We start from the raw sequence: 26662 nt of genomic DNA, 5'->3' as shown, positions 1-26662 counted from the left end.
GGGTGGGGCGTTTTTAACGAATCGGCTAAGCGGCGTGGTAGGTGGTGTCGAAGCGTTTGCGCAGCTCGTTCTTTTGCACTTTGCCCATGGTGTTGCGCGGCCGCGAGTCGACAAAAAAGACCCGCTTCGGCTGTTTGTACTTGGCCAGCCGCCCCTCTAAATGATTCAGAATGGCGGCTTCATCCACCTGCTCCCCGTGGCTGGGTTATCACTACAGCAGTGACGCCTTCGCCAAAGTCGGGGTGGGGCAGGCCAATCACGGCAGATTCCCCCACCTGCGGCAGCTAATCAATCACCTGCTCGACCTCTTTGGGGTAGACGTTATACCCGCCGGAAATCACCAGGTCTTTATCCCGACCCCACGATATGCACGTAGCCCTGCTCATCGACCATGGCGCGATCGCCCGTGATGAAAAAACCATCTTCCAGCAGCTCTTCACGGGTTTTTTCCGGCATGCGCCAGTAGCCAATGAACACGTTCGGGCCGCGAATCTGCAGCATACCAATCTCACCCTGCGCCACTTCTTCGCCGGTTTCCCGGCTGGTAATGCGCATTTCAACGCCGGGTAGCGGCATGCCCACGGTGCCTGCTCGGCGTGCCCCGGTGTAGGGGTTGGAGATGTTCATATTGGTTTCGGTCATGCCGTAGCGCTCAAGAATGGCGTGGCCCGTTTTGGCTTCAAAGGCTTCGTGGGTTTCTGCGGTGAGCGGTGCCGAGCCTGACACAAATAGCCGCATATGAGCGGTGATCTCGGGGGTCAGGCGCGGGTCTTGAACCAAGCGGGTATAGAACGTGGGTACGCCCATCATCACGCTGCCTTTGGGCAGCTCATCGAAAATGACATCGGCATCGAATTTAGGCAAAAAGCACATGCTGGCACCGGCCATCAGCGTGACGTTGCACGCCACGAACAGGCCGTGGGTATGAAAAATAGGCAGCGCATGGATCAGCCGATCTTCAGCGCTAAAATGCCAAGATGAGACCAGCGTTTCCGCGTTAGAGGCAAGGTTGCGATGGGTCAGCATCGCGCCTTTTGAGCGGCCTGTAGTGCCCGAGGTGTATAGAATCGCTGCCAAATCTCGCTCGCCCAGCGTGACGATGTCGTCTCTTGGGTCACTCTGTTGCGCTTTCTCCATCAAGCTGCCATGGGCATCGGTGCCTAAGCTTTCGACCGCCGGGCAGCCGGTATCGCTGGCAATGGCGCGGGCGGTGTCGATGTCTGAAGGCCTGCAAACGAACAGCGCGGGCTCGGCGTCTTTCAAAAAATAGCGGATCTCATCGCCGGTATAGCCGGTATTGAGCGGTAAATAGACGCCGCCGATACGCAGGCAGGCGAGGTAGAGCAAAATGGCTTCCGGACTTTTATCCACCTGCACCGCCACGCGGTCGCCTACGTTCACGCCTAGCGCGGTCAGTGCCCCGGCAAGCTGGGCGCTGGCGCTGAGCGCGTCTTGGTAGCTGTAGTGGCGGCCCTCGCGGGTGGTGGTAAAGGGGGCGTTGGCACGCTCGCGCATACGCGCGGCAAAGGTGTCAAATAAGTTGTGGTTCATTTGGTGGTCTCTCCCTTGGCCAGCTTGCGGGCGCGGCGAGCTAGGTCGCGCACCTCGCTTGAACAGGCAACGGTGGCCTTTGCGGTATAGTTTTCGTGATTGCGCTCGATATCGTCGAGCACGTAGAGGTAGTTCACCATCAGCCCTGCCGCTTGCTTCATCCCTTTGGCAGACACATCGCCCAGCCAGTTGATGCGATGCAGCTCGGCACCGTTGCCCAAGTGGAAGCGGGCCACCGGGTTCAGCGGCAGGCCATGGCGGTTCTTCTGATCGACCAAATAGTGGGCAGCGAGCGGGCGAATGGCGGTTTTGAGGCGCTCTTCGCGGGCCTTGTCCTGCTGCCAGTTGGGCGTTGCTAGCGCGTCGAGCGCCTCACGGATGCTATCGGGCCACTGGGCTTCCTGCTGCTGTTCGGCAAGCCACTGGGCGAAGCCGGGCACCGGCGAGAGGGTAACGAAGTACTTGAGCTGGGGCAGCTCCTGGCTGAGCTCCTGCACTACCTGCTTGATGAGGAAGTTGCCAAATGAAATGCCGCGCAGCCCGGTTTGGCAGTTGCTGATACCGAAGAAGGCTGCGGTATCGGCATCATCTGGGTCCGCCAAGCCATCCTCAACGCCTGCCAAAATGGGTTGAATACGGCTGGGTAGCCCTTTGTGGAGTGCGACCTCCACGAAAATCAGCGGTTCGTCGCCAATCGCGGGGTGAAAAAATGCGAAGCAGCGGCGATCCCTAGCATCCAAGCGCCGCCGTAGGTCGTTCCAGTCCTGAATTTCATGCACCGCTTCATAGCGGATGATTTTTTCTAGGATAGAAGCAGGTGTGTTCCAGTCGATCCGCTTGAGCATCAAAAAGCCGCGGTTAAACCAGGAGCCAAACAGGTGCGCAAAGTCATCATCAATGGGCGCTAAGTTGGGCTCCTCGCGCAGCAGCTGCAGCAGATCCTCACGCATTTTGACGAGGTCGTAAGTACCGTCGGTGGCGAGGTTCAAGCGCCTAAACAGCTCCTGGCGACGCGGCTCACAGGCTTCAAACAGCGCCTGCAGCGTGTGGTTGTCTCGGGCCTGTTGATAGGCTTGGTAGGCGCTATCAATCTGCTGCGGTTCCGCGGCAAAGTCGTCGGCTAGGCGCTTAAAAAACTGGCGTTTTTCCCCTTCCGACAGCCGCTGGTAAATCGCCAGTGCGCGGCTGGCCAGCGCAATGCTGGAGGCTTCGCCGTCACTAGCTAGTAGCGCTTGGCAGGCTTTGACCAGCTGATGATGGTCGGGCGTCAGCGTTTCCGGGTGTTTGCGCCGCAACAGCGCGTCCCGCTGGGTGATGCTGTTAAACATCTCTTGGAGAAAGGTCATGTTCATGATGCGTCCCCCTTTAACCCATGATCAGGTTCGGTAGCCATAGCGCAATCCCCGGAAACAGGCAAAGCAGCAGAATGCCCAGCACCATGCACAGCGCATAGGGCAGGCTGCCCATCAGAATATCCCGCAGCGAGATATCGGGTGCGATGCCTTTAATAATGAACAGGTTAAGCCCCACCGGCGGCGTGATCAGGCCGATTTCCAAGTTGATGGTAAGAATGACCGCGAACCAGTAGGGGTCGAAGTCCGCCGCCAAAATGATCGGCAGCAGAATCGGCGCGGTCATCACGATGACAGCAACAGGGGGGAGGAAGAATCCTGCCACTAATAAGAACAGGTTGATGACGCCCATCAGCACCCAGCGATTCACTTCTAAATCGGCAATGGCCGCGGCCACGGTTTGGGTGATGAACATCGACGAGAGCGCGTAAGCGAACACCTCGGCGGTGGCGATCACCAGCATGATCATCACGCTTTCCCGCAGCGAGTCGCGCATGAGCAGCTTGGTGGGCCCACCTGCCACATGCGGTAAATTACAATCGCCAGCGCCAAGCAGAGAAATGCCCCCACGCCTGCGGCTTCCGACGGAGTCGCCACGCCGCCGTAAAGGGCAAATAGAATACCCGCGACCACACCCAAGAAGGGCAGCACCCGCACCAGCGCCTTCATGTTGCTATCGACGTTCTGCTTGATGTTCTCCTTCATCTTTTCAGCAGAGGCCGCCAGTGGGTTGTTGTAACCCCCGGCCAGCTTGCAGGCGATCATGGTCCAGATCATAAACAGGCCCGCGAGCATAAAGCCCGGCACCACCCCGGCAATAAACAGGCGGCCAATCGAGGTTTCGGTCGAGATCCCGTAGATAATCATGGTGACCGAGGGGGGAATCAAAATCCCCAGCGTGCCGCCTGCGGCGATACAGCCCGCCGCCACGCCATCCGGGTAGCCACGGGTGCGCATTTCAGGAATGCCCAATTTTGCCGATGGGGGCGCAGGTGGCGGGGGAGGAACCCGAGAGCGCAGCGAAAATAGAGCAGGCACCGATATTAGCGACTGCCAGGCCGCCGGGCAGGCGACCCATCCACGGGTCTAGCGAGCGGTAAAGAACGCGCCCGGTGGGGGAGGAGGCCACCGCCGCGCCCATCAGAATAAACAGCGGGATGGCAACAAAGCCAAACTCCGCGATGCGATCAAAAAACGTTTCGCCAAAGTAGGTAAGTTCCGGCAGGCCCCGGTCGTACAGCAGCGCCAGCAGTGACACACCGCCAAGCGCGAACGCAATCGGGGTACCAATCGCCATCAGCACAATCAAACCAATGGCCACGATAATGCCAAGCGTAATGGGATCCATGATTAGCCCTCCCCGCGCATAATTTCAGCCACGTACTGCAGCGAGAGCAGCGTGGCCCCCACGGCCATGGGCAGAATGGCGGGCCAGAGCGGTGGGTTCCACACCGAGCCAGTGGTCCATTCGCCGTGCAGCGCTTCAAAGACGTACACCCAAGAGGCGTAGGCCAGCGCCGCGCAAAAGAGCAGGCCAAACAGCGATGCGACTAAACGCATGGCTTTTTGCGCTAGGCCGCCGAGGGCGTCCGGTACGATGGTGATCGCCACATGGCCACCGGTCATCAGTACGTAGGGGCTGCCCATCAGCATGGCCCCGGTCACGGAGAAAATCGTGAATTCGGTCTGCCAGCTTGTGCTCATGCCCAAGGCGTAGCGGATAAAGACCATCTGGCAGATCACCAAAACGCCTGCCACGAACATGGCACAGGCTAGGTAAGCCGACGCGCGCGACAGCATATCCATCAAACGGATATAGCCGCCGATGACCCCGCTGCGTACGGCAGGGGGGTGAGTGGTTGAAGTTGCCATAGTTCCCTCGTCAAGCTCAGCAAGCAGCGGACAAACGTGGCCACTCAGCGAGTGGCCAGCACGGTCAATGGAGGCGCGCCTTACTCGACGGCAAGCGCTGCGTCGATGATGGCCTGACCGTTGGGAACGTTATCGGCAAAGTTTTTGTAGGAGGTTTCGCGGGCAATCTCAAGCCAGGCGTTGTAGTCATCCTCGCTCATACTGACCACCTCGACGCCGTTCTCCTCGTACACGTCGACCATCTGCTGGTCGATGGCGGCCGCTTCTTCCGCGAAATAGACCTCGGCGGCCTCACCGGCTTCCATGAGCGCGGCTTGCTGCTCCTCGGTTAAGCCTTGCCACACCTGCTCAGAGATCAGGATGGGCTCGTACATAAACCAGAGGGCGTAATCGCCGGGTTCCGTCAAGCACTCCACCTGTTCGTAAAGGCGGAAGGAGATGACCGACATAGAAGAGGTGTTGGCGGCTTCCAGCACGCCGGTTTGCATGGCGGTGTAGACCTCGGAGGAGGGCATGGAGGAGATCGACGCGCCGGCCGCTTCCAGCATCTCTTCAAACGCAGGGCCAGCGGCGCGGATGTTCTGCCCATTCACCGTTTCTGGGGAGGTAATGCACTGCTCGCTAGAGGCGAAACCACCCGATAGCCAAGCATCCGCTAGCACGCGTGCCCCGCCTTCGATGATGACGTCTTTAATCATCGTCATGTACTCGGAGTCGTTCAGCCGCTGGGCGTGGGCCTGGTTACGCACCAAGCCCGGCATCAGCGTGGCCGAAAATTCCGGGTGGCGACCGCTGGCATAATCCAGCGGCAGCGAGGTGATATCCAGGCGGCCGCGGGCGATGGCGCCCCACTGCTCACGAGCCTTAAACAGCGACTGGCCTGGGTAAACTTCGATGGTCAAGCCGACATCCGCATCGGCGACGTGGCGTGCCATCATCTGCACCATTTCATCGCGAATATCGCCTTGGCCCCCTGGGAACTGGTGAGAAGCGCGTAGGACGGTATCCGCATTGGCGTGGGAGGCTGCAATAGCGAGGCCCAGGGCCGCAGCGGTGGGCAGTAAGAAGCGTTTCATGTGGCGTCTCCAACAGTTGTTGTTGTGTGTTTGGATTAGCGTTGTGTGTTTATCAGGCGAGCTGATATATATTTCAATAGCGGTTATGTATGCTAATGTCAAATTTATGCCATATTTATGTCATAGCCTGCGGCGTTACCGAAGGAGGTCAGTCATGGCGGATACGAAGCGTTCCAACGCACAGCGGCTAAGGGATTCTTTAGGAGGATGACATCATCAACGGGCGGCGCGCCCCCGGCGAGCGGCTAGACCCGGAAGCCCTTGGCCAAGAGTTCAATGTATCGCGCACCCCAGTGCGTGAGGCGTTTCAACAATTGGTGGCCAGCGGGCTGGTCACGGTCTCGCCGAAGAAAGGCACGTTCGTTGCGAAGGTGGGTATCGATCAGCTAATCGAAATGTTTGAAGTGATGGCAGAGCTTGAAGGCATGTGTGGCCGCTTGGCCGCGCGGCGCATCAGCGAGCCAGAGCTGGCGGCGCTCAAGGCCGCACACAAGCGTTGCGAAGCCGCCGCTCTGGCGGGCGACACCGATGAGTACTACTCCGAGAACGAAGCCTTCCATGACTGTATCTACACCGCCAGCCACAACACGTTTTTAGCCAGCGAAGCCCGCCAGCTCAAGCAGCGCTTAAAGCCTTACCGCCGCTTGCAACTGCAGGTCCGCCAGCGCATGAACAACTCGCTCCATGAGCACCAAACGATCGTCGACGCCATCGAGCAGGGCGACGCCGCCCAGGCCCAACAGGCGCTCTGCGACCACGTGTTGATTCAAGGCGAGCGCTTTAGCGACTTCGTTGCCAGCGTGCGCCGTATGGAAGCGCCGATGGAGCGCACGGGCTAGTGTGAGCGTTAATCACAGCGGCTAAGCGATATCTGCTGGCGATCACGATCCAGATAAGTAAGGGTCAGTGTATTATCGCTTTCCAGGATGAGCTGAAGACGCTCTTCGCTGGTCATTCCCTCCCCTTGGCAGCTGAGTGTTGCTTGCCAAGTATGTGGTTCATCGCTCTCCTCCAATGCCATATCGCAACGGTTTTCACGTCCCTCAAACCTTCCTTGCGCTAACGTGATGGGGGCACCTTCTTGCCCCTCTTGGCACCATGTGGGTTCTGCCGCCCAACGCCCATACAGCATGTCTTGCGAGATGGATGCTTCATTGGAGCCACTACTTGCATCGTTACTTGTATCAGTACTGGCGTCGTTTCCACAGGCAGCTAACAGCACAAGCGTAGGTGCCCACATTAGTCGGTGTAAGCGCATGCAACATACTCCTTATGTTTTGGTTCATCCGTGAAATGTGTATTCGCGCAAAGACTTTATCGCTGAGTGGCAACAAGCGCTATATACGGCTTTAAAAATCCCCCGGTGCGCACTGTAGGCAGGTCAGCCCGAGTGCGCGCCACTGGGCGACGACGGCATCGCGGTCATCCAGCACGAGCCAGGGGGCGAAGCCGTCGCTGTGCATTTGGTTCAGTAGCGCTGATTTCACCTCTTCGTCATCCACATGGTCGTCGCCTTCCGGGCGTAAGTACATGGCGTCGAAAGGAATGTCATGGCGGGTGAGCCATGCTGGGTGTGCTCTCGGTGGCTGTCTGGGCGGCCACTGCAGATGACGATCTGCTGACCTTGGGCTTTTAGCAGTTTGACCAGCCGGGCGACGGGCTCAATCACCGGCGCGTTCGCCATGTGGGCAAAGAAAGGATCCCACTGTTTGGCGGGGCCAAGTACCCACTCGTGGACATCGCAGGGTGAAACTCGGCCAGCGTGCCGTCGACATCAACAATGACTGCGTTCATAGACGTTTCCTAATGCGTTAACAGAAGTGAAGAGAGCGGGCGCGCCGCTGACGGGGCGTTTAGCGAAGGCTGGGTGATGAACCGTTCGCCCAGCAGGGCACGCCAAGTGGCCTCAGCATCGGCATGGAGCGGCGTAAAAAGCGGAGCCACTTGGGTGGCCTGGAGCTGGTTGGCCAGGGCCACCAAGTGCGAGGCGCGCAAATGAACGTTCCAGCGCTGCCAAAGCACCTCGCCAGCGGCGAGCTGTTGGCGGCGCTGTGGGGTTAAGTAGCCGGTGTGGAGCAGGCGGTGATGCGGCCAATCGGCAGGGTTATCGTCACGGTCGCTGACCAGCCAAAGCGCCGGGTCGCGGGCATTAGGGCGTTTTAAAAGCGCTTGGATAGCCTCGTCTAACCCTTCACGGCGAAGGTCATTAGGCAACGCGAGTAGGGCGGCCAGGTTATCGCGAATGATCGAATCAATCGCCAAGGGCAGGTGGCGTTGGTCCGCCTCTTCCGCCAGCCATAGCGCCATTTCCAGGGCACGCCCCGTTTCCGGTACCGGCAGCACCAACGGGTAGTCTAACGCTTTGCCTATGGCGTGGATGCACTGCGCTTGGAGCTGGTCGTAGCGGCCGTAGGAGGCATCCAGCAGCGCCGTGTGTGCGGGTGGGGGCGCATCAAACGGAAACAGGCGCGACTCAAAACAGGCATCGCCGCTGTAGAAAATGCCGCCTGCAACGTCGAGATGTAGCCAGACACCGCCTAGCGAATGGCCCGCTTGCCCGGTGGTCACCGCAATCCCTTCGACGTTAATACGACCTCGGTAGGGCAGTGGCTGCCACGCCCGTTGTGGGGGCAGCGCCTTGGCGACTAACGGCGTGCAGTAAAGCGGAATCGGCGCGGGCAGTTCCGCAACGCCGCCAATGTGGTCCACGTGGTCATGGCTGATCAATACGGCGTCTACGTCCAGCCCACTTGCCCAGGTAATCGGCTCGCCGGGGTGCAGTGCGCCTCCGGCATCCAGCAGAAGGCGTTTGCCTTGCGTTTCCACCACGATGGCCGCCGGCCCTTTGCCGCCCAGCCCGCTGAGGATCTGAATCGCGGCGCTCATTGGTCAGGCTCCAGGCACCAGCCTTCCAGCAAGCGCACCGCGACGTGCTGACCCTCGTTGAGCGCGGTGTGATGATAGGCTAGCAGCGCTTCTCCCGTGGATAAGCGCAGGTGTAGCTCATAGCGTTCACCGCGAAAGGTGAGCCGCTCCACGCGTCCGGTTAAGGCGTGAGAGTTAGGCGATTGCGCGGACGACGGTGCAGGGGAGTGTGCCTCAATACGGATATGTTCAGGACGTACCAAAACGGGCTGAGTGCGGGCCTCGAGCGGCGCGGCCAAGCCTTGCATCAGCGCTGGTTCACTTAGTCGCTGGCCCGGTGCGCCGCCTGCGACCTTGAGCTGGCTACCTTGGCCGATAAACCGAGCCACCCATTCGCTACGCGGCTCTCGGTAGAGCGTTTCAGGCGTTGCCCACTGTACCAGCGCGCCGTCACGCATCACCGCAATGCGATCCGCCATCGCCATGGCTTCGCTTTGATCATGGGTCACATACACCATGGTGGCTTGAGTGCGGCGGTGGAAGTCGACAAAGCCGTGCTCCATGGACGCGCGCAGATTGCGGTCTAGGTTGGCGAGCGGCTCATCAAGCAGTACCACGTCTGGGTCGGTGACTAGGCAGCCCGCTAACGCCACCCGCTGGCGCTGGCCACCGCTGAGCTCCTGTGGAGCGCGCTGGGCGTAGGGGGTAAGCGCAACCTGCTCCAGCGCGTGGGCGACTCGGCGCTGATACTCGCTGCCCTGAATGCGGCGCAGTTTCAGCGGGTAGCCCACGTTGTCGGCCACGCTCATATGCGGCCACAGCGCGTACGACTGAACACCGTCGCCATGTTGCGCTGCTCAGGGGGCACATGGTGCTGGTCGCTGGCGAGTAGCGTGCCGTTGAGCGTGAGGATGCCGCTGCTGATCTGCTCAAACCCCGCCAACATGCGCAGCATGGTGGTTTTGCCGCAGCCGCTGGGACCGAGTAGGGCCACAAACTCGCCGGGGGCAATCTCCAGCGACAGATCATCAACCGCCTGGTGATCGCCAAACTGTTTGGTGACACGATGAATAGCTAGCCCTGCCACGGCACGACTCCTTTAGGTAGACGTGGGGCCAGCAGGCTGAGCGATAGCATCAGCGAGGCGACCATGATCACTACCAGCACGGAGACTGCTGATGCCAGCACGCTCTCGCCGCCCTCGTCTAAGTTGAAAATCAGTACGCCCAGGGTTTCATTCCCGGCGCTCCAGAGCAGCGCGGAGACGGTCAGTTCATTCACTGCCAGCAAAAATACCAGCAGCCCGCCGGCAAACAGCGAGGGCGCAATCAGCGGTAAAAGAATGGTGATGAGCCGACGCCAGGGGCCTGCGCCCGCCAACTGAGCGGCTTCTTCCAGTGAGGGATCTAGCTGGGCCAAGCTGGCACTTACCGGTTTCAGGCAGACCACCAAAAAGCGCGCCAGATAGGCCACAAAGATCAATCCGAGCGTGCCGTAAAGCGCTAGGTTGATGAGCGGTAACGGGCGGACAAACAGTAAAATACAGGCAATCGCCAGTACTACGCCGGGCAGCGCGTACGGCAGCTCAATGGCGCTAAGGGTGAGCTGCTGCAGGCGCGGGGGAAGGCGCTGTAGGCGGTAAGCGAGCGGCAGGCTGCATAGCATCAGTACCAGCGCGGCACCGCCTGCCAGCCAAAGACTGTTACGCACTGCCCGCCAAGTGGCTCCTTGACGGCCAATCACTTCGTGATAGGCATTGAGCGTAATGGACTCAACGCTCAGTGGCACGCCCATGGCAGGCACCAAGGAGCTCACCACCAGCGCGGCTAGCGGCGCGACCAGAATCACCAGCAGGACGCCGACCAGCAAAGCTGTCACGAGGGAGCGATAGCGGCCTAGCGAAAAATCGTGGGCGCGGCCGCTATGGCCGCCTAACCCAAACCGGCTGCGGTTCATCCAATACTGCTGCAAGGCCACGCCTGCCAGCGCCAGGATGCCGATCAACAGAGAAAGCGCCGCCATCTCTGCCAGTACGCCGGTGCCAAAGCTGGCCATGCGCTGATAAATCAGCGTGGGCAGCACGTAATAACCGGCGGGAATGCCCAGCATCGCGGGAATACCGAAGTTACCCAGGCTGGAGATAAACGCCATGGCGGCCCCGGCAATTAGGCCGTGGCGGGTGATGGGCAAGATAATATGGCCCCACACCTGGGTTTGGCGCGCGCCGCTGATGCGCGCGGCTTCAATCAATTCACGTGGCAGGGACAGCAGAGACGTGCGTAGCGCCAAAAACACCAGGGGCGCACTCTGGATGCCCAGCAGTAGCGCAATACCCTCTGCGGAGTAGAGCGGCTGCGGGCTGCCTAACGGTGGAGCCATGCCGATGCTTTTTAACAAGGGGCTGGCGGGGCCAAACAGCTGTAGCCAGCTCAGGGCGGTGACTTGGGGCGGGATCATCATGGGCAGCATAAAGCAGGACACTAGCCACGCTTTGCCGCGCATATCCGTCAATGTGATCACAAACGCGAACAGGCTACCCAGCACCAGCGCAATCAGCATACCGAGGCCCGAGGTATACACACTGTGCCACAGCGCACGCCACGTGCTGGCAGCGTTGAGCACCTTCCACAGCGGCGCTTGGCTACCCTGGCCAAGGTCGCTCAGTGCCTCGATGAGTAGCCGCAAACTGGGCGCGAGGCTGAGCAGTACGATGAGTAGGGTGATCAGGCTAAGCAGCCAGCGATGCTGGCTGCCAAGGTTGAGCGAAGGGGTCATGGTTAGCCGACGAACAGATCGCTAAAGCGCTGCTTGAGCGTCTCTTCCTGTTCGAGCGCCTGTTCAATATCCACCGGCATGAGGTTGATCGTGCTGCGCTCAGGGAAGCCTTCCGGCGGCGTCACATCCGGGTGAGCAGGCAGGTAGCCCTGCTGGCTCACCAATTCTTGCCCCGGTTGGGAGAGCACGAAGTCGTCAAATTTCTGAGCGGCGTCTAGGTTCTCAGCTTCTTGCATGATGGCCACGGGCTCGGTGACGGCGCTCACGCCCTCTTCAGGGAACACAAACGCCACGGGCGAGCCTTTCGCGGCTTCGCGGATGGGTAGGAAATCCACCACGATGCCGTAGGGCTTGGTGCCCGCGGCCACCGCATTGAACACGCCGCCGTTACCGCCCTGTGCTTCCGTGCGGTTGGCCTGTAGTGCCTCGTAGTACTCAAGCCCTAATGCCGGGTTTTCACTGATGGCTGCCATATGAATTAGCGCCGCGCCGGAGTACAGCGGGCTAGGCATGGTGACGAGGCCTTCATACTCAGGGCCGGTCAGGTCTTCCCAGCGTTGAGGCTGCTGCTCGGCGCCGGTGTTGTAAACGATACCGGTGGTGATGAGCTTGGTGCCGTAGAAGTAGCCTTCTGGGTCGTAAAGCGCTTCGTCGTAGGCATCGCGCTCAGGGCTGAGGTAGGGCTGCAGATGGCCCTCTTGTTTCAGCGAGGTCATGGTCATGCTATCGGCAATCAGCAGCACGTCAGGGTTGCTGACACCGGCAGCCAGCTCTGAACGCAAGCGTGTCATCAGGCGGGTGGTGCCATCGCGTACCCACTCCCCTTCAATCTCCGGGTAGGCGGCTTGGAACGCATCGACCGTTTGCTGGGCATCGCTATTGGGTTGGCTGGTGTAGAGCACCAGCTTGTCATCAGCGAGCAACGACGTGGAGAGGGCAATGCTTGCGAGAGTCACAGCGGAACACAACGAGCGCTTCAACATCGGGAAAACCTCCAGTAGGTGAACAGCCACCACACTACTGTCATCGGCTTACAACATCGTGACACTACGCTTTCGTTTGATAGCGGTTAGCTTTCGCTGGCGGGAAAGTTTTTTTCGTTTTGCCAGCAAGCACGATAAAGAGAAAGGTAAGTACAGCATGAACGTGACAGAAAGGCGGCGTGCCGTGTTGGCTCGCGTGCGGGGAGAGTGGCGGCAAACGCTGGCGGCGCTTGCCCATCACTTTGGCGTCTCCGTGCAAACCCTGCGGGGGGATATTCGCGTCTTGGCTGAACAGGGGCTGATTCTGCGCCGCCACGGCGAGGTGATGCCTTTTCCCGATCACGAGAATGTGGGCTACGACCAGCGCCAAATCGTCAATCAGGAAGGCAAACGGCATATTGCGCGGCAGGCGGCGTCGTTGATTTCCAATCACCAGTCGCTCTTTTTGGGGACGGGGACGACGGTAGAGCAGCTAGCCGACGCGCTGCGGGACAAGCAGGGGCTGCAGATTATGACCAATAATCTGCACGCCTTGATCAAGTTATGCGCGCTGGAGTGTGAGCTGGTGGTGGCCGGAGGCCGCGTACGCCGCCGTGATCAGGATGTGATTGGTGGCGACGCTTGGCGCTTTTTTCAGCGTTATCGAGTGGATATTGGCATTGTCTCTGTGGGCGGTATGGATAGCCACGGCCAGCTCTACGACTACAACGACGACGAAGTAATGGCCCGTGAGGCGCTGCTGGCCCACGCGGCATACCGAATTTTAGTGCTGGATAAGTCCAAGTTCGACCTACCGCTGCGCTGCGCCGCCGGTTCGCTGGCAGACTATCACGCGGTAATTACCGACAGCCCGCTGCCTGATCGTTTAAGAAGCCCGTTAGCCGCCCAGGGTGTGCGCTTTATGAGCGGAGGTTAGGCATCGTGCTGCTCATCTGGCAGCCGCTTAAAATAGATGTAGCGGTGCAGGCGGATGGCTGGGCGCATCAGCAGTTGCAGGCTGCCAATCACGAAGAGCCAAACGCCGATGGTTTTGACGGTGCCGTCATAAAAGAAGCAGACGCTGCCAATGGCAAACCACAGTCCCAGCATGAAATCGTTGAGAATACTGAGCACTTCGTAGCGGCGGTGAATCACCAGTTCCTCACGCCCCATGGTGAAGGTTAAGGCTTGATGAGGGGCGGTAGTTGGGCGCGTCATAGGGTCTCCGTTACGGGGCATGGGGAAGGAATAGCGCGAAGAAAGCGTTGATCGTTCTGACGGTTGTGTGTCAAAAAGAGGTTAGCCTAACCCGCGTTAAGCGTAGTGAGTGTTTACCTACTCGGCGGTGCGGGTTTCGTGTATTCGTCACGTTGTTCCGTCAGGATAGACGAGAGAAGCCGGGACTCAACGAGGTATGAATGACCAGTGACTCCTTTAACAGCGCCATTGAACGTGAGCTGGTGCGGCCAAACTGGCAACTGCGTTTTGCGGATGAGGTAGAGGCGCGTTTTGAGTACGATACCCAGCCGCAGACAAACCGACACATGGTGGTGGCTGGCCTGATCGCCGCGCTGATTTACATCCTGTTCCTCATTAATGACTATAGTTTTCGCCCTGATGAGTTTTGGCTCTCTGTGCTGCTCAGAGGCTTGGTGGTCATTCCGTTTGGTCTACCCGTCTTATGGGCAATCTATAAAGGGGTATCGGGCGCTAAACGCGAAGCACTGATGGCAAGTACGGTGGTGGTCGCCATGGTAGCTTCTTGTTTGATTTTTATTTCATCGAAGTCATCTTTCCTCCTATTTAGATATCTTCTCGTTCGGCCTGATTTTGGTCGTGGGTAACGTGCTCTACTCGCTGCGTTTTTCGTACGCCTTGGCCTCTTCTCTGATAAGCATCGCCATCATGGTGTGCTTCGTCGTGGGCTACGAGCCGATGCCGATTGAAATTAAACGGCTGGCGATTTTTACCCTATGTGCCAAGGCGGTCTTTACGCTGGTGGCCAATTACCGCTTGGAAGCCAGCGAACGCAAAGCCTACCTGCTGTTGCTGCGCGAAACCCATCGAGCCGGACACGCGCTGCGCAGTAACGCGGAGCTATCCAAACTTTCGCTGACGGACTCGCTGACGGAGTTAGCCAATCGCCGACAGTTCGATACCTTGTTTAACCAACATTGGCAGCAGGCTGTGGAAGAGCACGCCACGATTGGGCTCATGGTCATCGATATTGACTGCTTCAAGGCCTACAACGACTACTACGGCCATTTGCAGGGCGATCACTGCCTCAAGCAAGTCGCTAGCACGTTGCATGCCCACGCGGGCAATGCCTGCGTGGTAGCGCGCTTTGGAGGAGAAGAGTTTGTAGTGCTGAGTATGGGGCAGTCGCATCAGGCAGTGCTGGCCCAGGCCGAGCAGCTGCGCCAAGCCGTAGAGGCACTGCAACTGCCCCACCATGGCCGCACAGAGCCTGGGAACATCACTATTAGCGTAGGAGGGGCAATGCTGCAACCCAAGGTGGGCGTGACCGCTTCGCAGCTATTCCGAGCCGCCGATCAGGCGCTTTACGAGGCCAAGCGCCAAGGGCGAAACCGGGTGGTGATGATCAACTCGCTGGACGCGCTGAGCGGCGATGGCTTAGGTAGATCAATACAATAGCCAACAGCAAGAGCACCATGGCCAGATATCGTGACCCATCCAGCGCGCGTTCAGCGTTATTGAGCCAGCCAAAGTGATCGATCAATAAGCTCATCAACAGCTGACCAGAAATCACCGCGACGGTTGCAGCAGCGGTTCCGACACGGGGCACTGCAAACACAATCGCGAGCATATACACCACCCCAAACAGCGCGCCGGTCAGCTGCCACTTGGGCACGCTAAACAGAGTCGCCTCGTGGGAAGGCTCAAAAAAGAACATCAGCAAAAAGGTCAGTACGGCACCCACGGCAAACGTTAGCCACGCACTTTCCAGCACGCCGGTGTGAGCACCTAAACGGCCGTTAATGGAGGATTGAGCGGCCAAGACCGCGCCGCCTGCTAGCAGTAGGGCAAATACGATGGGTAAAAGCATGGTGTCTCTCCTGTTACATCAACCAAAGCGCGGCAAGGATCATGGCAAGAGCCCCTAAACGGTAGCCATCCACTTGGCGACGTTCGCTGCCGAGCCAGCCAAAATGGTCAATGGCTAAGCTGGCCGCTACCTGGCCGCGCAAAATGCCCACCATGGTCATGCCGACGCCCACCAGCGGGGTGGCCAACGTTAAAATAATGACGTAAATCGGCCCCATCACGCCGCCGGTTAACAGCCAACGCGGCTGTTTGAACAGCGCGCCCAACTGGCGCTTGGGCGAAAACAGCAGCGCCAGTGATAGCAGCAGCGCCCCCACCATAAAAATGGAGAGCGTGGCGGAAAGGTGACCCACCTGCTCGCCAAGCGGCCCTAACAGTCCCGCTTCCACCGACAGGCCCATACCGGCGATCAGTACGCCCACCAGAATCAGTGCGTGTTGCATGTGTTGCTCCCCTCTTATGAAGAGGCAGCACTCTAAAGAGGAAGCCTTATTGCTACAATGCGCTAAAAAGGCAAAGGACTATTGCATTTTGGACAACTCGATTCGTCTCTTGGCGCTGCGCCTGTTTGTGCGCGTGGCCGCCAGCGGCAGTTTCTCGGAAGCGGCGCGTTACTACGGGTTGCCTACCTCATCTGCTTCTCGGCACATCGCTAGCCTGGAGCAGTCGCTGGGCCAGCGACTGCTCTATCGTCACACCCGAGCGGTACGGCTGACCGAAGCAGGCGAGCGCTATTTTCACGAAGTGCGCGATGCGCTGGCCCGGTTGGAGCTAGCCACCGAGCAAGTGATGGGCGGCGCGCAGCATCCTCAGGGCGTGCTGCGTATCAATGCGCCCGTGGCCTTCGGGCGGCGTCATATCGCGCCGCACTTGGCGCGGTTTCAGCAGCAGTTCCCGGATATTCAGGTGGATTTAACGCTGGAGGATCGCTTTATTGATCCGGTGCAAGAGGGTGCCGACGTGGTGATTCGCGTGGGGGCGCTCGCGGATTCCAGTTTGGTGGCCCGCAGCATCGCCCGGCAGCGTTTTATCGTCTGCGCGTCACCAGCGTATCTAGCGGCGCACGGCGAGCCTGCTTCGCCAGGGGCGCTCAGCCAGCATAACTGCCTGCTGTATAACGCACGTAAGGGAGCGCAGCTATGGTACTTCCAGGAACCCCACACACCACGGGCGGTGCGCTACGCGTTATCGGGCAATTTGGTCGCTAACAATGCCGAAAGCTTGGTGGAAGCAGCGATGGCGGGGCAGGGCGTAGTGATGTTTCCCTCGTGGCTACTCTTTGAGCCGCTGCGCCAGCAAACGTTGGTGCCGTTACTGACGCAATGGGAAGCGTCTGAAGATGGCTATCTGGACAACATCTACGCCATTTATCCTGAAAATCGCCTGCGCTCGTCGAAGGTATCGGTCTTCATGAGTTATTTAGAGCACATCATCGGCGACAAGCCTTACTGGGATAGGTCTTAGAGAAGGTGTGTAGAAGCGTACTGAGCGAAATGCATTTTAAAAAGTGATGCAGCCAGTGGTGTAGCGCCCCCATCATGCTGCACTGAATTGACAACGTTGCCGGGGTATGACAAACACACATCCATTTTGTGTGAGGAATCATCGGTGGCAAACGAGCAGACTTATCAAGCGTTAGCAGTGGATACCCTGGCCCAGCGGCTAGGCGGTGTGGAGGTAGTCGCCAGCCGTGTGGGTGGCAACCCCGCCGAGTGGCACATCCGTGAGGTGGGCGATGGCAACCTCAATCTGGTGTTTATCGTGACAGGCAGCACTGGCAGCGTGGTGGTCAAGCAGGCGCTGCCCTATGTGCGCATGGTGGGCGAGAGCTGGCCGCTGCCGCTCTATCGCGCCCATTTCGAGTATTACGCCTTAGTGCGTCAAGCCAAGCGCGCACCGGGCGTGGCCCCCGAGGTGTACTACTTCGATAAGCCCCAGGCATTGATCGTGATGGAGTATCTGTACCCCCATGTGATTCTGCGGCGCAAGCTGATCAGCGGCGAACGCGTGGCGGAGCTGGGCGCTACTCTGGGTGAGTTTTGTGCGCGCACGGCGTTTCGCGGCTCTGAGCTTTCCATGGCGAGCCCGGATAAGAAAGCTGATGTCGGGCTGTTCTCTGGCAACGTGGCGATTCCGGCGATCACCGAATCGCTGGTGTTTACCGACCCCTACTACGGCGCGGAGATGAACCGCCACACGCCCGAGCTATCGCCCGTGGTGGACGAGCTGCGCCGCAACGCGCGCCTGAAAGCCAAGGTGCAGCGGCTGCTGATGAAGTTCACCGCCAACACCGAGACCATGCTGCACGGCGACCTGCACTCCGGCTCCATCATGGCCACCGACACCAGCGTGCGCGTCATCGACCCTGAATTTTCCCAGTACGGACCCATGGCGTTCGACTTGGGCATGGCGGTAGCCAACTTCTTCATGGCCTACTTTAGCCAGCCCGCCCACCGTAAAGAAGGTGACCTGGAGGAGTATCAAGCGTGGATTTTAGAAGTGATCACCGATTGCTTTACCCGCTTCGATGAGGAGTTTCGCCACCTCTGGCAAACCGAACGCACCGGCATTCTGTTCCCCAGAGCGCTGTTCGAAGAGCAGGGCAACAGCGCCGACGACGCCTGCGACGCGCTGCTGGAAGAGATCCGTGAAGATGCGCTGGCCTACTGCGGCATCGAAATGCACCGCCGCGTGCTGTCGCTTGCCCACAATGCCGACTTCGAAGAGATCGAAGACACCGCCCTGCGCGCCAAACTGGAAGCACGCAACGTGCTGATGGGCCAAGCGCTGATCATGGAGCCGAAAGCTTACTGCGATCTCAACGCGTTGGTAGAGCTGGCCAAAACGTTCAACCAGAAAGCAGTGTTGTAGGAAGAGGTTATTAACGACAGAACGGCGATGTGAGAAGGCCGGGACAGACCGTAGCGGGGGTCTTTCGCCATGGCCGGAAATAGCTCCATGCTATTCCGGCATTCTCGCCATCCAGGGCGGTCAGATGGCAAAAGTAGCGCCCATGGATGGGTTCACAGCGCCCCCGCATAGGTGTGTACCGGCCTGGGATCAGTCTTTTTTATTCAAAGCTGATCTAAACGATCAAACTTCCCGGCGATTGTCGCTGTCGGTCCAGTGGGGCACCCAGCCTTCCACGTTGTCGAAGAAGCGCAGCGCGGTGAACTCCGGTTCTGGGCCCATATCGAACCAGTGCGGGGTATTGGCAGGCACGCTGATCAGGTCGTTGCGGGTGCAGAGCACCTGATACACCTTGTCGTCGATATGCAGGCAGAACAACCCTTGGCCCTTCACGAAAAAGCGCACTTCGTCTTCATGGTGGCGGTGCTCGTTCAGGAACTTCTGACGCATCGCCTCTTTGTCCGGGTGGGTGGGCACCATGTGCAGCACGTCGACGGTTTGGTAGCCGCCCTTGGCTTTGACCCGGACGATGTCTTCCTGATAGAGCGCCAGAATCTCCTCCTGGGTGGCATCGTCGGCAATCTCGCCCGGCGCTGCCCAGCGCTCAAATAGAATGCCTACCCGGTTCAGCTCAGCGGTAATTTGCTCGCCGTCCGTGGTGTCCAGCAGCGCATCATTAGGATGTTGATCGGCAAAGACTTTCAGTTGGGACATAAAGACGCTCCTAAGAGGTAAGGGGTGAACATAGCCGTTAAAGGGCAATGTCAGCAAAGCTTTCGACACAGGCGTGTACAGTGCCTGCCTGAGTACCTTCGCGCACGAGTTGTAAGGTTTGCATACCCGCCTGCTTGGCTGCACTAGTTCTTCGACCACATCCGACAGGAACAGTATCGACTCTGCAGGTAGATCGAGCGCTTCGACAATGCGCTGATAGGCCACGGCCTCGCGCTTATGGCCAATGTGCGTGTCGAAGTAGCCGCTGAACAGCGGGGTCAAATCACCTTCGTCGCTGTAGCCAAACAGCAGTTTCTGCGCCTGCACAGAGCCTGACGAGTACACATACAGCGCCACGCCTTCGGCCTGCCACTGGCGCAGCGCCGGAACGACATCTGCGTATAAATGGCCAGTGAAGTCGCCGCGCTGGTAGCCGTCGGCCCACACCATGCCCTGCAGGGCTTTGAGTGGCGTCACTTTCTGGTCGGTGTCGAGCCAGTGCAGCAGCGTAGCAATTACCGCTTCCAACGTGGCGTAGCCGTCCTGTATGACATTGCGCACGGCGTCGATCTGCTCGGCCACCGCCGGTGCTTCTGCGTTCTCGCGCAGAAAGTCAGGCAACTTGGCGTAGGCATAGGGGAACAGCACTTTGTGAACGAAGTTGATATCGGTGGTGGTGCCTTCGATATCGGTCACGATGGCGCGAACGGTTGATTGACTCATTGGGTCCACCGGTTCTCTTCCAGTACACAGGCAAGTAAGAATTCGATTGCTTCCAGATGGCGGCGGCAGCTGGCGATACTGTCGCCCACGGCGTAAATACCGTGGCCCGCGACCAAAAAGCCCCAGGGCATCGGCCAGCCTTGGCGAACGTGCTTGGCTAACTCCTCCATATCCTGGGAGTTGGGCACCACCGGCAGGCGAATGGTGGCGTCATGGGTCACGTTGCCCGCCAGCGCCTTTTGCATCTCGAAGCCGCTCAGCTCAATGCCGTCGGGAAAGCGCCGCGATAGCACGGTGCTGGCCACGGTATGGGTGTGCAGCACGCAGTGAATGCTTGGGTCTGGCCGGTACAGCGCGGCGTGTAGGTCACTTTCGGCGCTGGGTTTGCCGTTGCCTTCCAGCACACGGCCTTCCAGGTCGCACAGCAGCAGATCATCCGCCTGGATACGGGTTTTATCCCGCCCGGAGGCGGTGACTAAATAACCCGCCTCGGTACGCGCGGAAAAGTTGCCGCCGGTGGCGGGCGTCCAGCCTTGCTGCGCCGCCCAGGAGATGGCGTCCAGCAGTTCGGTGTGTAAGGTGTTCATCGGGTCAGCATCGCCTCGTCTAGTGCGGCCATTCTATATGATAAGCTTCGCGCCTGATAAGCCGTGCCGCCGTTCTGCTTGCCCCATTATCAAGGAGCCCCTCATGGTCAATTTACAGTCACGCAGTTTACGGGTGTATGCCGACTCGCTTGAGTATTTGGACCAAACCCGGCTACCCCAGGCCGAAGAGTGGGTGCGCTGCGACTCCCCCGAGGCGTGGCAGCACGCGGTTAAACACCTCGCCATTCGCGGCGCGCCATTGATTGGTTTGAGCGCTGCTTTCGTGCTGGCCCAGTACGCCGCTCGCCATCCCGAATCCGAGTGGCAAGCCGTCAGCGACCGCTTGCGGGCAACGCGACCCACTGCAGTGAACCTGATGTACTGCCTGGACGCCATGGAAGCCTGTTTTGCCCAGGGCGCTGACGCCTTGGCCGAACGAGCCAAGGCGCTGTTTGAAGAGGACCGCGCGCTGTGCCAACGCATGGCCGAGCGTGGCGCTGACTTGCTGGCATCCAGCGACCGCGTGCTGACCCACTGCAACACCGGTGCGCTGGCTACGGCCGGTGTGGGCACCGCGATTGGCGCGTTGGCCATCGCCAAACAACGCGGCATAGATCTGCATGTCTATGTCGATGAAAACCCGTCCGCTGCTCCAGGGTGGGCGTTTAACCGCGTGGGAAATGGCCGATTTAGGCATTCCCTACCAGCTAATCACCGACAGCATGGCGGCCAGCTTAATGGCAGCGGGCAAGGTGGATAAGGTGATGGTCGGCGCGGACCGCATCTGCGCCAACGGTGACTTTGCCAACAAAGTGGGCACCTACATGCTGGCGGTGGCGGCACACTACCATCAGGTGCCGTTCTATGTGGTCGCCCCTTACACCACGGTCGACCCCGCCTGCGCGACCGGCGCGGCGATTCCCATCGAGCAGCGCGATGGCGCGGAAGTGCGCGGAGCCGCAGGCGCGTTTGGCGAGGTGGTGTGGGCACCCAGCGATGCGCCGGTGTGGAACCCGGCGTTCGACGTGACGCCCGCCAAGCTGGTCACCGCCTGGATTCTGGATACCGGCGTGTTCGACTCAGCGGCGATTGCACGGGGCGAGCATCTGCGGGGATGGCGCTAGGCTTTTACGAAAACAGCCTACGCTCGCCGACTTTTCGTAAAAAGCCTAACCCTTAGCAGCCATGGACGCCCGCACGCAGTGTAGAACCGGGTAATCAATACGGCCTTCCAGCGCTTCAAACACCACTTTCAACCCCTGCCCGGGAAACTGCTCAAAAGCCGCGCGAATCTGCGCCAGGGTCGCTGGGTCCAGGTTGACCACCTCTTCCAGTGCCAGTTCGCTGCCTTGAATGGCATCGCTCAAATGGCGGTACACGGTATTGGCGACCAGCCCGCGCTGCTCGGCGACCTGTTCCGGCGTTAGCCCTTGGCGCAGTAGCGCGGCAGATTCAAGAGCGCTGCTGCCCACAGGGGCGCTAGCGGCAGGCTCATCAGGATGCGCCAGAACCACCGCCAGAAAGCCTTCGCCATAATCCTCCAGCTTGCGTGCGCCGATGCCCGAGATGGTGCCCAGCGCCTGCAGCGTTTGCGGCTTTTGCTCTACCAGCTCGGCCAGGGTGGCGTCGTTGAAAATCACGTAGGCGGGTACGCCCTGGGCATCGGCGAGCCCCTTGCGATGCTGGCGCAGCGCTTCCCACAGTACGCCGTGGCCCTTGGCAGCGGAGGCGCCCTTACTGCTGCGCCGCGCGGGCTTGCTGGGTTTGCGAAGGGTGAGACTCTGCTCGCCGCGCAGTATGGGCTTGGCGTTGGCGGTGAGCTTGATGCCGCCATGGCCCTCCATATCCACGCTTAAAAAACCGCTGGCGATCAGCTGGCGGAACAGCGCTTTCCACTCGCTGGCGGTGAGCTCTGTGCCAATGCCGAACGTACTCAAACTGTCATGACCGAAGCGGCTGATACGTTCGTTGCGCTTGCCCAGCAGCACATCCACCAAGTAAGTGACGCCGAAGCGCTGCTCGGTGCGGTAGACACATGACAGCGCCTTCTGTGCAGCCACCGTGGCCTCCCAAGTGTCAGGCGGGGTGAGGCAGTTGTCGCAGTTGCCGCAGGGCTCGTCTAATGAATCGCCGAAGTAGTGGAGCAGCGCCTGACGGCGGCAGCTAATGATCTCGCAGAGCCCCAGCATGGCGTCGAGCTTTTGCTGCTCGATGCGCTTTTGCTGGTCGGCGGCACCGTAGTCTTGCTGCATCTGACGCAGAGTGATCACGTCCTGAAGCCCGTAGGCCATCCAGGCATCGGCGGGCAGCCCGTCGCGTCCGGCGCGGCCGGTTTCCTGATAGTAGGCTTCGATGCTTTTGGGCAGGTTGAGGTGTGCCACAAAGCGCACGTCCGGTTTGTCGATGCCCATGCCGAAGCGATGGTGGCGACGATCACCACGCCGTCTTTGCGCAGAAAGCGGGTTTGGTGCTGCTGGCGCTGCTCGGCGGGCAGCCCGGCGTGGTAGGGCAGCGCGGTCAACCCCTGGCGAGCCAGCCAAGCGGCGGTTTCCTCCACCTTGCGGCGAGAAAGACAGTACACAATGCCCGCCTCGCCGTCGTGATGCTCACGGATGAAACTCAGCAGCTGCTCTTTGGCATTGCCCTGATTTTCAGCGATATGGTAGCGAATGTTGGGCCGATCGAAGCCGTTGTTGTAGAGCGCGGCGTCCTGAAGCTGTAGGTGCTCCATGATGTCGTGCCGGGTAGGCACATCGGCGGTGGCGGTGAGCGCGATGCGCGGCACGTTAGGGAAGCGCTGGTGCAGGTGGGAGAGCTGGCGATACTCTGGGCGGAAATCGTGGCCCCACTGGGAAAAGCAGTGGGCTTCATCGATGGCGAACAGCGCAATGTGGGTCTGCTCCAGCAGCATCTGCATGCGTGCCGTTGCCAACCCCTCTGGCGCGACGGAGAGAAGATCCAGCTCGCCCGCGCGCAGGCGGTTTTCCACGTCCATCGCCTCATGCATTTCGAGGCTGGAGTTGAGGTAGGCGGCGCGCACCCCGTTCCGAATCAGCGCGGCCACCTGATCCTGCATCAACGCGATGAGCGGCGAGACCGCAATCGCGGTGCCTTCACGTAGCAGCGCAGGGTATCTGATAGCACAGCGATTTACCGCCGCCAGTGGGCATCAGCACCAACGCATCGCCTCCGGCCATCACATGCTCAATGATGGCCTGCTGCGGGCCACGAAAGTGGTCGTAGCCAAAGACCTCCTGCAGTACCTTGAGGGCTGCCGAGTCGCCGTGCATCGCTGCTCTCCTTGTCGTGTGCGTGAAGGAACGGGGTTAAGGAGAGTAAGCCGTCGCCTTACCCATCCGCCCTAATCCGCTCAACAATCTCCGCCAACGCATTTTCTGCCTGGTCATTATCAACTTGGCAAGTGCCCGCATTCAGATGGCCGCCGCCGCCGTAGCTTAGGCACAGTTCGCCCACGTTGGTGTTGCTGGAGCGGTTGAGGATCGATTTACCAATCGCCAGCACGGTGTTCTGCTGCTTGAGCCCCCACATCACGTGAATTGAGATATTGCAGTCGGGGTACATGGCGTAGATTACGAAGCGGTTGGTTGCGTAGATGGTTTCCTCGTTGCGTAGATCCAACACCACCACGTTGCCGTGTACTGTCGCGCAGCGCTCGATTTGCTCCTTTGCTAATTGCTCGTGCTCACGGTAAAGCGTGGTGCGCTCCTGCACGTCGTCAAGGGCGAGGATTTCATCGATGGTGTGCTCGCGGCTGTAGTCGATCAGCTTCATCATCAGCTGATAGTTGGAGATGCGGAAGTCGCGGAAGCGTCCCAGGCCCGTGCGGGCGTCCATGATGAAGTTCAGCAGTACCCAGCTCTGCGGGTTGAGAATTTCGTCTTTGTTGAACTGGGCAGAGTCGCTCTTATCGACGGCTTCCATCATATCGTCCCAGCGTGCGGGGAAGACCTCGTGGCCGCCGTAGTACTCCCATACCACGCGGGCAGCGGAAGGGGCGTCTGCATTAATGATGTGGTTGTCGGCACGCTCAACGTTGCGCACTGTTTCGCTTAGGTGGTGGTCGAACGCTAAGGTGGCAGCCGGGCACATAGGGCAGGTTGGTGGTGATGTCGTTGGCATCGATAGCAATTTTGCCATCCTGCATGTCCTTCGGGTGCACGAAGGTGATTTCATCAATAAGCCCTAAGTGCTTGAGCAGGGCACCGCATACCAAACCATCAAAATCGCTGCGGGTAACTAAACGAAACGTGGGTGTTTGTTGCGTAGGCATTTGTTTTCTCGACACGGTGAATAGTCATCAAAAGATACCAGCAGTTATCGAGGGTTAAAATAAGCCCTTGATAATCGGCTGCGTTTTAATCAAGCGCAATAGCTCACTAGGCAAATAGGCTATGGTAAAAGCAATGTTTCACTAACACGAATACCCTACAAGGACGTTGCTAACGTGTTTACCTGGCAAGAAGTGCCACGCCTGCCCCGTGCGGAAGGGCGTATAGACGCCATAGACCTCGCCCGTGGTATAGCGATTGGGCTGATGATTCTCAGCCATACGGTGAGTGGGCTGATTGGAATACGCAACGTCCCCGATTGGGGCATGGTGCCCGTCCATTTTCTCACTAAGTTCTCTTCTTCCCTGTTCATCCTGGTCTTCGGGATTGCGCTAGCCGTGGCCTTTTTAGCGTCTACCCAAACAGAGGCGTGGCCAAAACGGCGGCTAAAACTATGGGTGCGCGCGGTTGAAGTGTGGTTTTGGTACAAGGCGTTGACGGTCGTCGAGATGCTGCCCTATTACGCCCCAGGCGATATTGTTGATGCGCTGCTTTATCAGCGCTTTGCGATTTGGGTAGAAATCCTCGGTTTTTACGCCATCGCCCTGCTGTGGGTGCCGCTGGTACTTCCATTATGGGCACGTACACCGCTGTGGGGGCGGTGTGCGCTTATTATTAGCTTAACCACGCTCTCCGCTTGGCTGCAGGGGCTGAGCTTTGGCGGTAACGACACCTTAAAAGCGCTGCTGGTGGACCATGAAGACCATTACACCTGGGGCCAGCTCAGCCGCGCGCCTTTGATCTTGGCGGGCGTGCTAATCGGCGAAGCCCTGCTGCGCTGCTATTTTGATACGGCGCTGAGGCGAAAGCTGGTGCTGGCGCTGGTGTGCGTAGGGGCTGTCATGGTCGCCGCGTTCTATGGCTTGGCCTTTGCCGAAGGCGATGTTTCTGCTGCGATGCTGGCGGTGGCAAATAACGACGGCAAGCACCCGCCTGGGCTGAAATTCACGCTGTACAGCGTGGGCGGCGCGCTGGTTATTTTAGGCGCTGCACTCGCTGGTGGAGCTACGGCAGCCAAGGCGCTACGGCCATTAACGATGGTAGGGAGCGACGCGCTCAAAGCGTTTATTTTCCATTTTGTGATGATTTTTCTGGTGCTGCGTTTTCTGCTGGAAGGCGAAGGCATGTACACCTATCCACAGGCGCTTGGTGTGGGTGGGCTGTTAATTCTTGGAGCCGCGTTGTGGATTTGGCTAACGCGCTGGATCGCCCGTTACAATTGACCTCCTTCCCTCCCTCAGCTTCTTAGGAAGCTGCCGCCTGAGGCGGAAAGGAAGGGGATTCCCTGGTTGTCGCCTTCCAGGTTCCTGCTTCGCTGTCCGTTGCCTTCAATGCCTTGGCATTGCCGGTCTTACACAAACTCAACAGGCGTCAATTCCCGAGGGCCCCTCGGTATTTGCTGCAACTCTCGGCACCGGCGAGTAGCGCGGTGCCGGCTTGTAGGATGTTTCGAGCGGCATTGAGGTCACGGTCAATGCCCTGGGTACGCAGCCTGGGCAGTCCCAGACGCGCACATTGAGCGGCAGTGCCACCCGCACAAAGCCGCAGCCATGGCAGCGTTTGCTGCTGGGGTACCAGCGGTCGATCTGGACGAACTGCCGTCCCGCCCACGCCGCTTTGTACTCAAGCTGGCGAACCAACTCCCCCCAGCCGACATCACTGATCGCTTTGGAAAGGTGACGGTTTTTAACCAGGTGCTTCACCTGCAAACTCTCCGCCGCGATCACTTGGTTGTCGTTCACGATCTGGCGGGTGAGTTGATGCAGGTGGTCACGCCGAGTATCGGCAATCTTGGCATGGCATTTAGCCACTTTTAGCCGCGCCTTGGCACGGTTATTCGAACCTTTTTGCTTACGGCTC

At 59.3% G+C, this 26662-nt stretch carries 19 protein-coding genes and 10 pseudogenes; 9 read left to right on the top strand and 20 right to left on the bottom strand.

All coding sequences use genetic code 11. The features are described 5' to 3' along the window. Positions 1-25: 25 nt before the first annotated feature. The 5 genes and pseudogenes from B4967_RS09800 to dctP form a co-directional block, all read right to left on the bottom strand. A pseudogene (locus B4967_RS09800) lies at positions 26-1551 on the bottom strand (malonate--CoA ligase). Beyond that, positions 1548-2903, bottom strand: coding sequence for a malonyl-CoA decarboxylase (locus B4967_RS09795; RefSeq protein ID WP_083024990.1), 1356 nt, complete (start codon positions 2901-2903; stop codon positions 1548-1550). The pseudogene B4967_RS09800 and the gene B4967_RS09795 overlap by 4 nt, the downstream one beginning before the upstream one ends. Before the next feature lie 13 nt (positions 2904-2916). Beyond that, a pseudogene (locus B4967_RS09790) lies at positions 2917-4251 on the bottom strand (TRAP transporter large permease). 2 nt (positions 4252-4253) lie between these two features. Beyond that, positions 4254-4775, bottom strand: coding sequence for a TRAP transporter small permease subunit (locus B4967_RS09785; RefSeq protein WP_083024987.1), 522 nt, complete (start codon positions 4773-4775; stop codon positions 4254-4256). Positions 4776-4855: 80 nt separating this feature from the next. After that, the gene (gene dctP, locus B4967_RS09780; protein ID WP_083024985.1) at positions 4856-5851 is read right to left on the bottom strand and encodes a TRAP transporter substrate-binding protein DctP; all 996 of its coding nucleotides are present in this window, start codon (positions 5849-5851) and stop codon (positions 4856-4858) included. A 154-nt stretch (positions 5852-6005) separates the two neighbouring features. On the opposite strand from dctP, the pseudogene B4967_RS09775 reads away from it, so the two are divergent. Next, positions 6006-6690 (top strand): annotated as a pseudogene (locus B4967_RS09775) (GntR family transcriptional regulator). Between the two features lie 8 nt (positions 6691-6698). Here the strand turns inward: B4967_RS09775 and B4967_RS09770 are convergent. The 6 genes and pseudogenes from B4967_RS09770 to B4967_RS09745 all read right to left on the bottom strand — a co-directional run bounded on the left by B4967_RS09770 (position 6699) and on the right by B4967_RS09745 (position 12474). After that, positions 6699-7109: a hypothetical protein gene (locus B4967_RS09770; protein WP_083024983.1), complete on the bottom strand. Its 411-nt coding sequence runs from the start codon at positions 7107-7109 to the stop codon at positions 6699-6701. Positions 7110-7200: 91 nt separating this feature from the next. Further along, positions 7201-7645, bottom strand: a pseudogene (locus B4967_RS09765) (phosphatase domain-containing protein). A gap of 9 nt (positions 7646-7654) precedes the next feature. Beyond that, positions 7655-8737 (bottom strand): MBL fold metallo-hydrolase, encoded by a 1083-nt coding sequence (locus B4967_RS09760; protein ID WP_083024981.1) that lies wholly within the window; start codon positions 8735-8737, stop codon positions 7655-7657. Next, positions 8734-9803, bottom strand: a pseudogene (locus tag B4967_RS20320) (ABC transporter ATP-binding protein). The gene B4967_RS09760 and the pseudogene B4967_RS20320 overlap by 4 nt, the downstream one beginning before the upstream one ends. Beyond that, positions 9791-11491 carry an ABC transporter permease gene (locus tag B4967_RS09750; RefSeq protein WP_083024980.1) on the bottom strand — a complete coding sequence of 567 codons (1701 nt, stop codon included), beginning with the start codon at positions 11489-11491 and terminating at the stop codon, positions 9791-9793. Before B4967_RS09750 ends, B4967_RS20320 begins: the two are co-directional and overlap by 13 nt. A gap of 2 nt (positions 11492-11493) precedes the next feature. Beyond that, positions 11494-12474: an ABC transporter substrate-binding protein gene (locus B4967_RS09745; protein WP_083024979.1), complete on the bottom strand. Its 981-nt coding sequence runs from the start codon at positions 12472-12474 to the stop codon at positions 11494-11496. A 58-nt stretch (positions 12475-12532) separates the two neighbouring features. Here B4967_RS09745 and B4967_RS09740 point away from each other — a divergent pair, with 58 nt between their 5' ends. After that, positions 12533-13390 carry a DeoR/GlpR family DNA-binding transcription regulator gene (locus B4967_RS09740; RefSeq protein WP_422821853.1) on the top strand — a complete coding sequence of 286 codons (858 nt, stop codon included), beginning with the start codon at positions 12533-12535 and terminating at the stop codon, positions 13388-13390. On the opposite strand, the gene B4967_RS09735 is transcribed toward B4967_RS09740, so the two are convergent. Continuing rightward, positions 13387-13671: a YrhK family protein gene (locus B4967_RS09735; protein WP_083024977.1), complete on the bottom strand. Its 285-nt coding sequence runs from the start codon at positions 13669-13671 to the stop codon at positions 13387-13389. The genes B4967_RS09740 and B4967_RS09735 overlap by 4 nt on opposite strands. A 200-nt stretch (positions 13672-13871) precedes the next feature. On the opposite strand from B4967_RS09735, the gene B4967_RS19270 reads away from it, so the two are divergent. After that, positions 13872-14297: a hypothetical protein gene (locus tag B4967_RS19270; protein WP_243470471.1), complete on the top strand. Its 426-nt coding sequence runs from the start codon at positions 13872-13874 to the stop codon at positions 14295-14297. A 61-nt stretch (positions 14298-14358) separates the two neighbouring features. Next, positions 14359-15108 carry a GGDEF domain-containing protein gene (locus tag B4967_RS19265; RefSeq protein ID WP_243470470.1) on the top strand — a complete coding sequence of 250 codons (750 nt, stop codon included), beginning with the start codon at positions 14359-14361 and terminating at the stop codon, positions 15106-15108. Here B4967_RS19265 and B4967_RS09725 read toward each other — a convergent pair. Continuing rightward, positions 15056-15520 (bottom strand): DMT family transporter, encoded by a 465-nt coding sequence (locus tag B4967_RS09725; protein WP_083024976.1) that lies wholly within the window; start codon positions 15518-15520, stop codon positions 15056-15058. The genes B4967_RS19265 and B4967_RS09725 overlap by 53 nt on opposite strands. 13 nt (positions 15521-15533) lie before the next feature. Beyond that, on the bottom strand, positions 15534-15962 hold the full coding sequence (locus tag B4967_RS09720) for a DMT family transporter (protein WP_083024974.1): 429 nt from the start codon (positions 15960-15962) through the stop codon (positions 15534-15536). An 88-nt stretch (positions 15963-16050) separates the two neighbouring features. Between B4967_RS09720 and B4967_RS09715 the strand changes: the two genes are divergently transcribed. Together B4967_RS09715 and mtnK are read left to right on the top strand one after the other, a co-directional pair. After that, positions 16051-16983, top strand: coding sequence for a LysR family transcriptional regulator (locus B4967_RS09715; RefSeq protein ID WP_083024973.1), 933 nt, complete (start codon positions 16051-16053; stop codon positions 16981-16983). A gap of 144 nt (positions 16984-17127) precedes the next feature. Continuing rightward, on the top strand, positions 17128-18390 hold the full coding sequence (gene mtnK, locus B4967_RS09710) for an S-methyl-5-thioribose kinase (RefSeq protein ID WP_083024971.1): 1263 nt from the start codon (positions 17128-17130) through the stop codon (positions 18388-18390). Positions 18391-18593: 203 nt separating this feature from the next. Here the strand turns inward: mtnK and B4967_RS09705 are convergent. The 3 genes and pseudogenes from B4967_RS09705 to mtnB form a co-directional block, all read right to left on the bottom strand. Continuing rightward, positions 18594-19143 (bottom strand): annotated as a pseudogene (locus tag B4967_RS09705) (1,2-dihydroxy-3-keto-5-methylthiopentene dioxygenase). A 204-nt stretch (positions 19144-19347) separates the two neighbouring features. Further along, positions 19348-19866: pseudogene (gene mtnC / locus B4967_RS09700) on the bottom strand (acireductone synthase); the annotation flags it as partial. Further along, positions 19863-20453: a methylthioribulose 1-phosphate dehydratase gene (gene mtnB, locus B4967_RS09695; protein WP_083024970.1), complete on the bottom strand. Its 591-nt coding sequence runs from the start codon at positions 20451-20453 to the stop codon at positions 19863-19865. The gene mtnB and the pseudogene mtnC, both read right to left, overlap by 4 nt. Positions 20454-20556: 103 nt before the next feature. On the opposite strand from mtnB, the gene B4967_RS19260 reads away from it, so the two are divergent. Then, positions 20557-21213, top strand: coding sequence for a translation initiation factor eIF-2B alpha/beta/delta subunit family protein (locus tag B4967_RS19260; RefSeq protein WP_243470469.1), 657 nt, complete (start codon positions 20557-20559; stop codon positions 21211-21213). Beyond that, complete coding sequence (locus B4967_RS19255; protein ID WP_243470468.1) at positions 21134-21577, top strand: translation initiation factor eIF-2B alpha/beta/delta subunit family protein; 444 nt, start codon at positions 21134-21136, stop codon at positions 21575-21577. Before B4967_RS19260 ends, B4967_RS19255 begins: the two co-directional genes overlap by 80 nt. 45 nt (positions 21578-21622) lie before the next feature. Here the strand turns inward: B4967_RS19255 and recQ are convergent. After that, a pseudogene (gene recQ, locus B4967_RS20315) lies at positions 21623-23743 on the bottom strand (DNA helicase RecQ). A 58-nt stretch (positions 23744-23801) separates the two neighbouring features. After that, positions 23802-24744 (bottom strand): annotated as a pseudogene (locus B4967_RS09680) (exopolyphosphatase). A 174-nt stretch (positions 24745-24918) separates the two neighbouring features. On the opposite strand from B4967_RS09680, the gene B4967_RS09675 reads away from it, so the two are divergent. After that, on the top strand, positions 24919-26025 hold the full coding sequence (locus tag B4967_RS09675; RefSeq protein ID WP_139794465.1) for a heparan-alpha-glucosaminide N-acetyltransferase domain-containing protein: 1107 nt from the start codon (positions 24919-24921) through the stop codon (positions 26023-26025). 148 nt (positions 26026-26173) lie between these two features. On the opposite strand, the pseudogene B4967_RS09670 reads toward B4967_RS09675, so the two are convergent. Next, positions 26174-26662 (bottom strand): annotated as a pseudogene (locus B4967_RS09670) (RNA-guided endonuclease InsQ/TnpB family protein); the annotation flags it as partial.

The organism is Vreelandella lionensis (assembly GCF_002087295.1).
Classification (GTDB): Bacteria; Pseudomonadota; Gammaproteobacteria; order Pseudomonadales; family Halomonadaceae; genus Vreelandella; species Vreelandella lionensis.
The sequence above is the reverse complement of the archived record's forward strand: the minus strand, read 5'-3'. Positions and strand labels throughout refer to the sequence as shown.

Coding starts and splice junctions, on each gene's coding strand:
- B4967_RS09720 (WP_083024974.1), bottom strand. CDS start 15,962: ATGCAACACGCACTGATTCTGGTGGGCGTACTGATCGCCGGTATGGGC.
- B4967_RS19270 (WP_243470471.1), top strand. CDS start 13,872: ATGACCAGTGACTCCTTTAACAGCGCCATTGAACGTGAGCTGGTGCGG.
- dctP (WP_083024985.1), bottom strand. CDS start 5,851: ATGAAACGCTTCTTACTGCCCACCGCTGCGGCCCTGGGCCTCGCTATT.
- B4967_RS09760 (WP_083024981.1), bottom strand. CDS start 8,737: ATGAGCGCCGCGATTCAGATCCTCAGCGGGCTGGGCGGCAAAGGGCCG.
- B4967_RS19260 (WP_243470469.1), top strand. CDS start 20,557: ATGGTCAATTTACAGTCACGCAGTTTACGGGTGTATGCCGACTCGCTT.
- B4967_RS19265 (WP_243470470.1), top strand. CDS start 14,359: ATGGTGTGCTTCGTCGTGGGCTACGAGCCGATGCCGATTGAAATTAAA.
- B4967_RS09745 (WP_083024979.1), bottom strand. CDS start 12,474: ATGTTGAAGCGCTCGTTGTGTTCCGCTGTGACTCTCGCAAGCATTGCC.
- B4967_RS09785 (WP_083024987.1), bottom strand. CDS start 4,775: ATGGCAACTTCAACCACTCACCCCCCTGCCGTACGCAGCGGGGTCATC.
- B4967_RS09770 (WP_083024983.1), bottom strand. CDS start 7,109: ATGCGCTTACACCGACTAATGTGGGCACCTACGCTTGTGCTGTTAGCT.
- B4967_RS09795 (WP_083024990.1), bottom strand. CDS start 2,903: ATGAACATGACCTTTCTCCAAGAGATGTTTAACAGCATCACCCAGCGG.
- B4967_RS09750 (WP_083024980.1), bottom strand. CDS start 11,491: ATGACCCCTTCGCTCAACCTTGGCAGCCAGCATCGCTGGCTGCTTAGC.
- mtnB (WP_083024970.1), bottom strand. CDS start 20,453: ATGAACACCTTACACACCGAACTGCTGGACGCCATCTCCTGGGCGGCG.
- B4967_RS09725 (WP_083024976.1), bottom strand. CDS start 15,520: ATGCTTTTACCCATCGTATTTGCCCTACTGCTAGCAGGCGGCGCGGTC.
- B4967_RS09735 (WP_083024977.1), bottom strand. CDS start 13,671: ATGACGCGCCCAACTACCGCCCCTCATCAAGCCTTAACCTTCACCATG.
- B4967_RS19255 (WP_243470468.1), top strand. CDS start 21,134: ATGGCCGATTTAGGCATTCCCTACCAGCTAATCACCGACAGCATGGCG.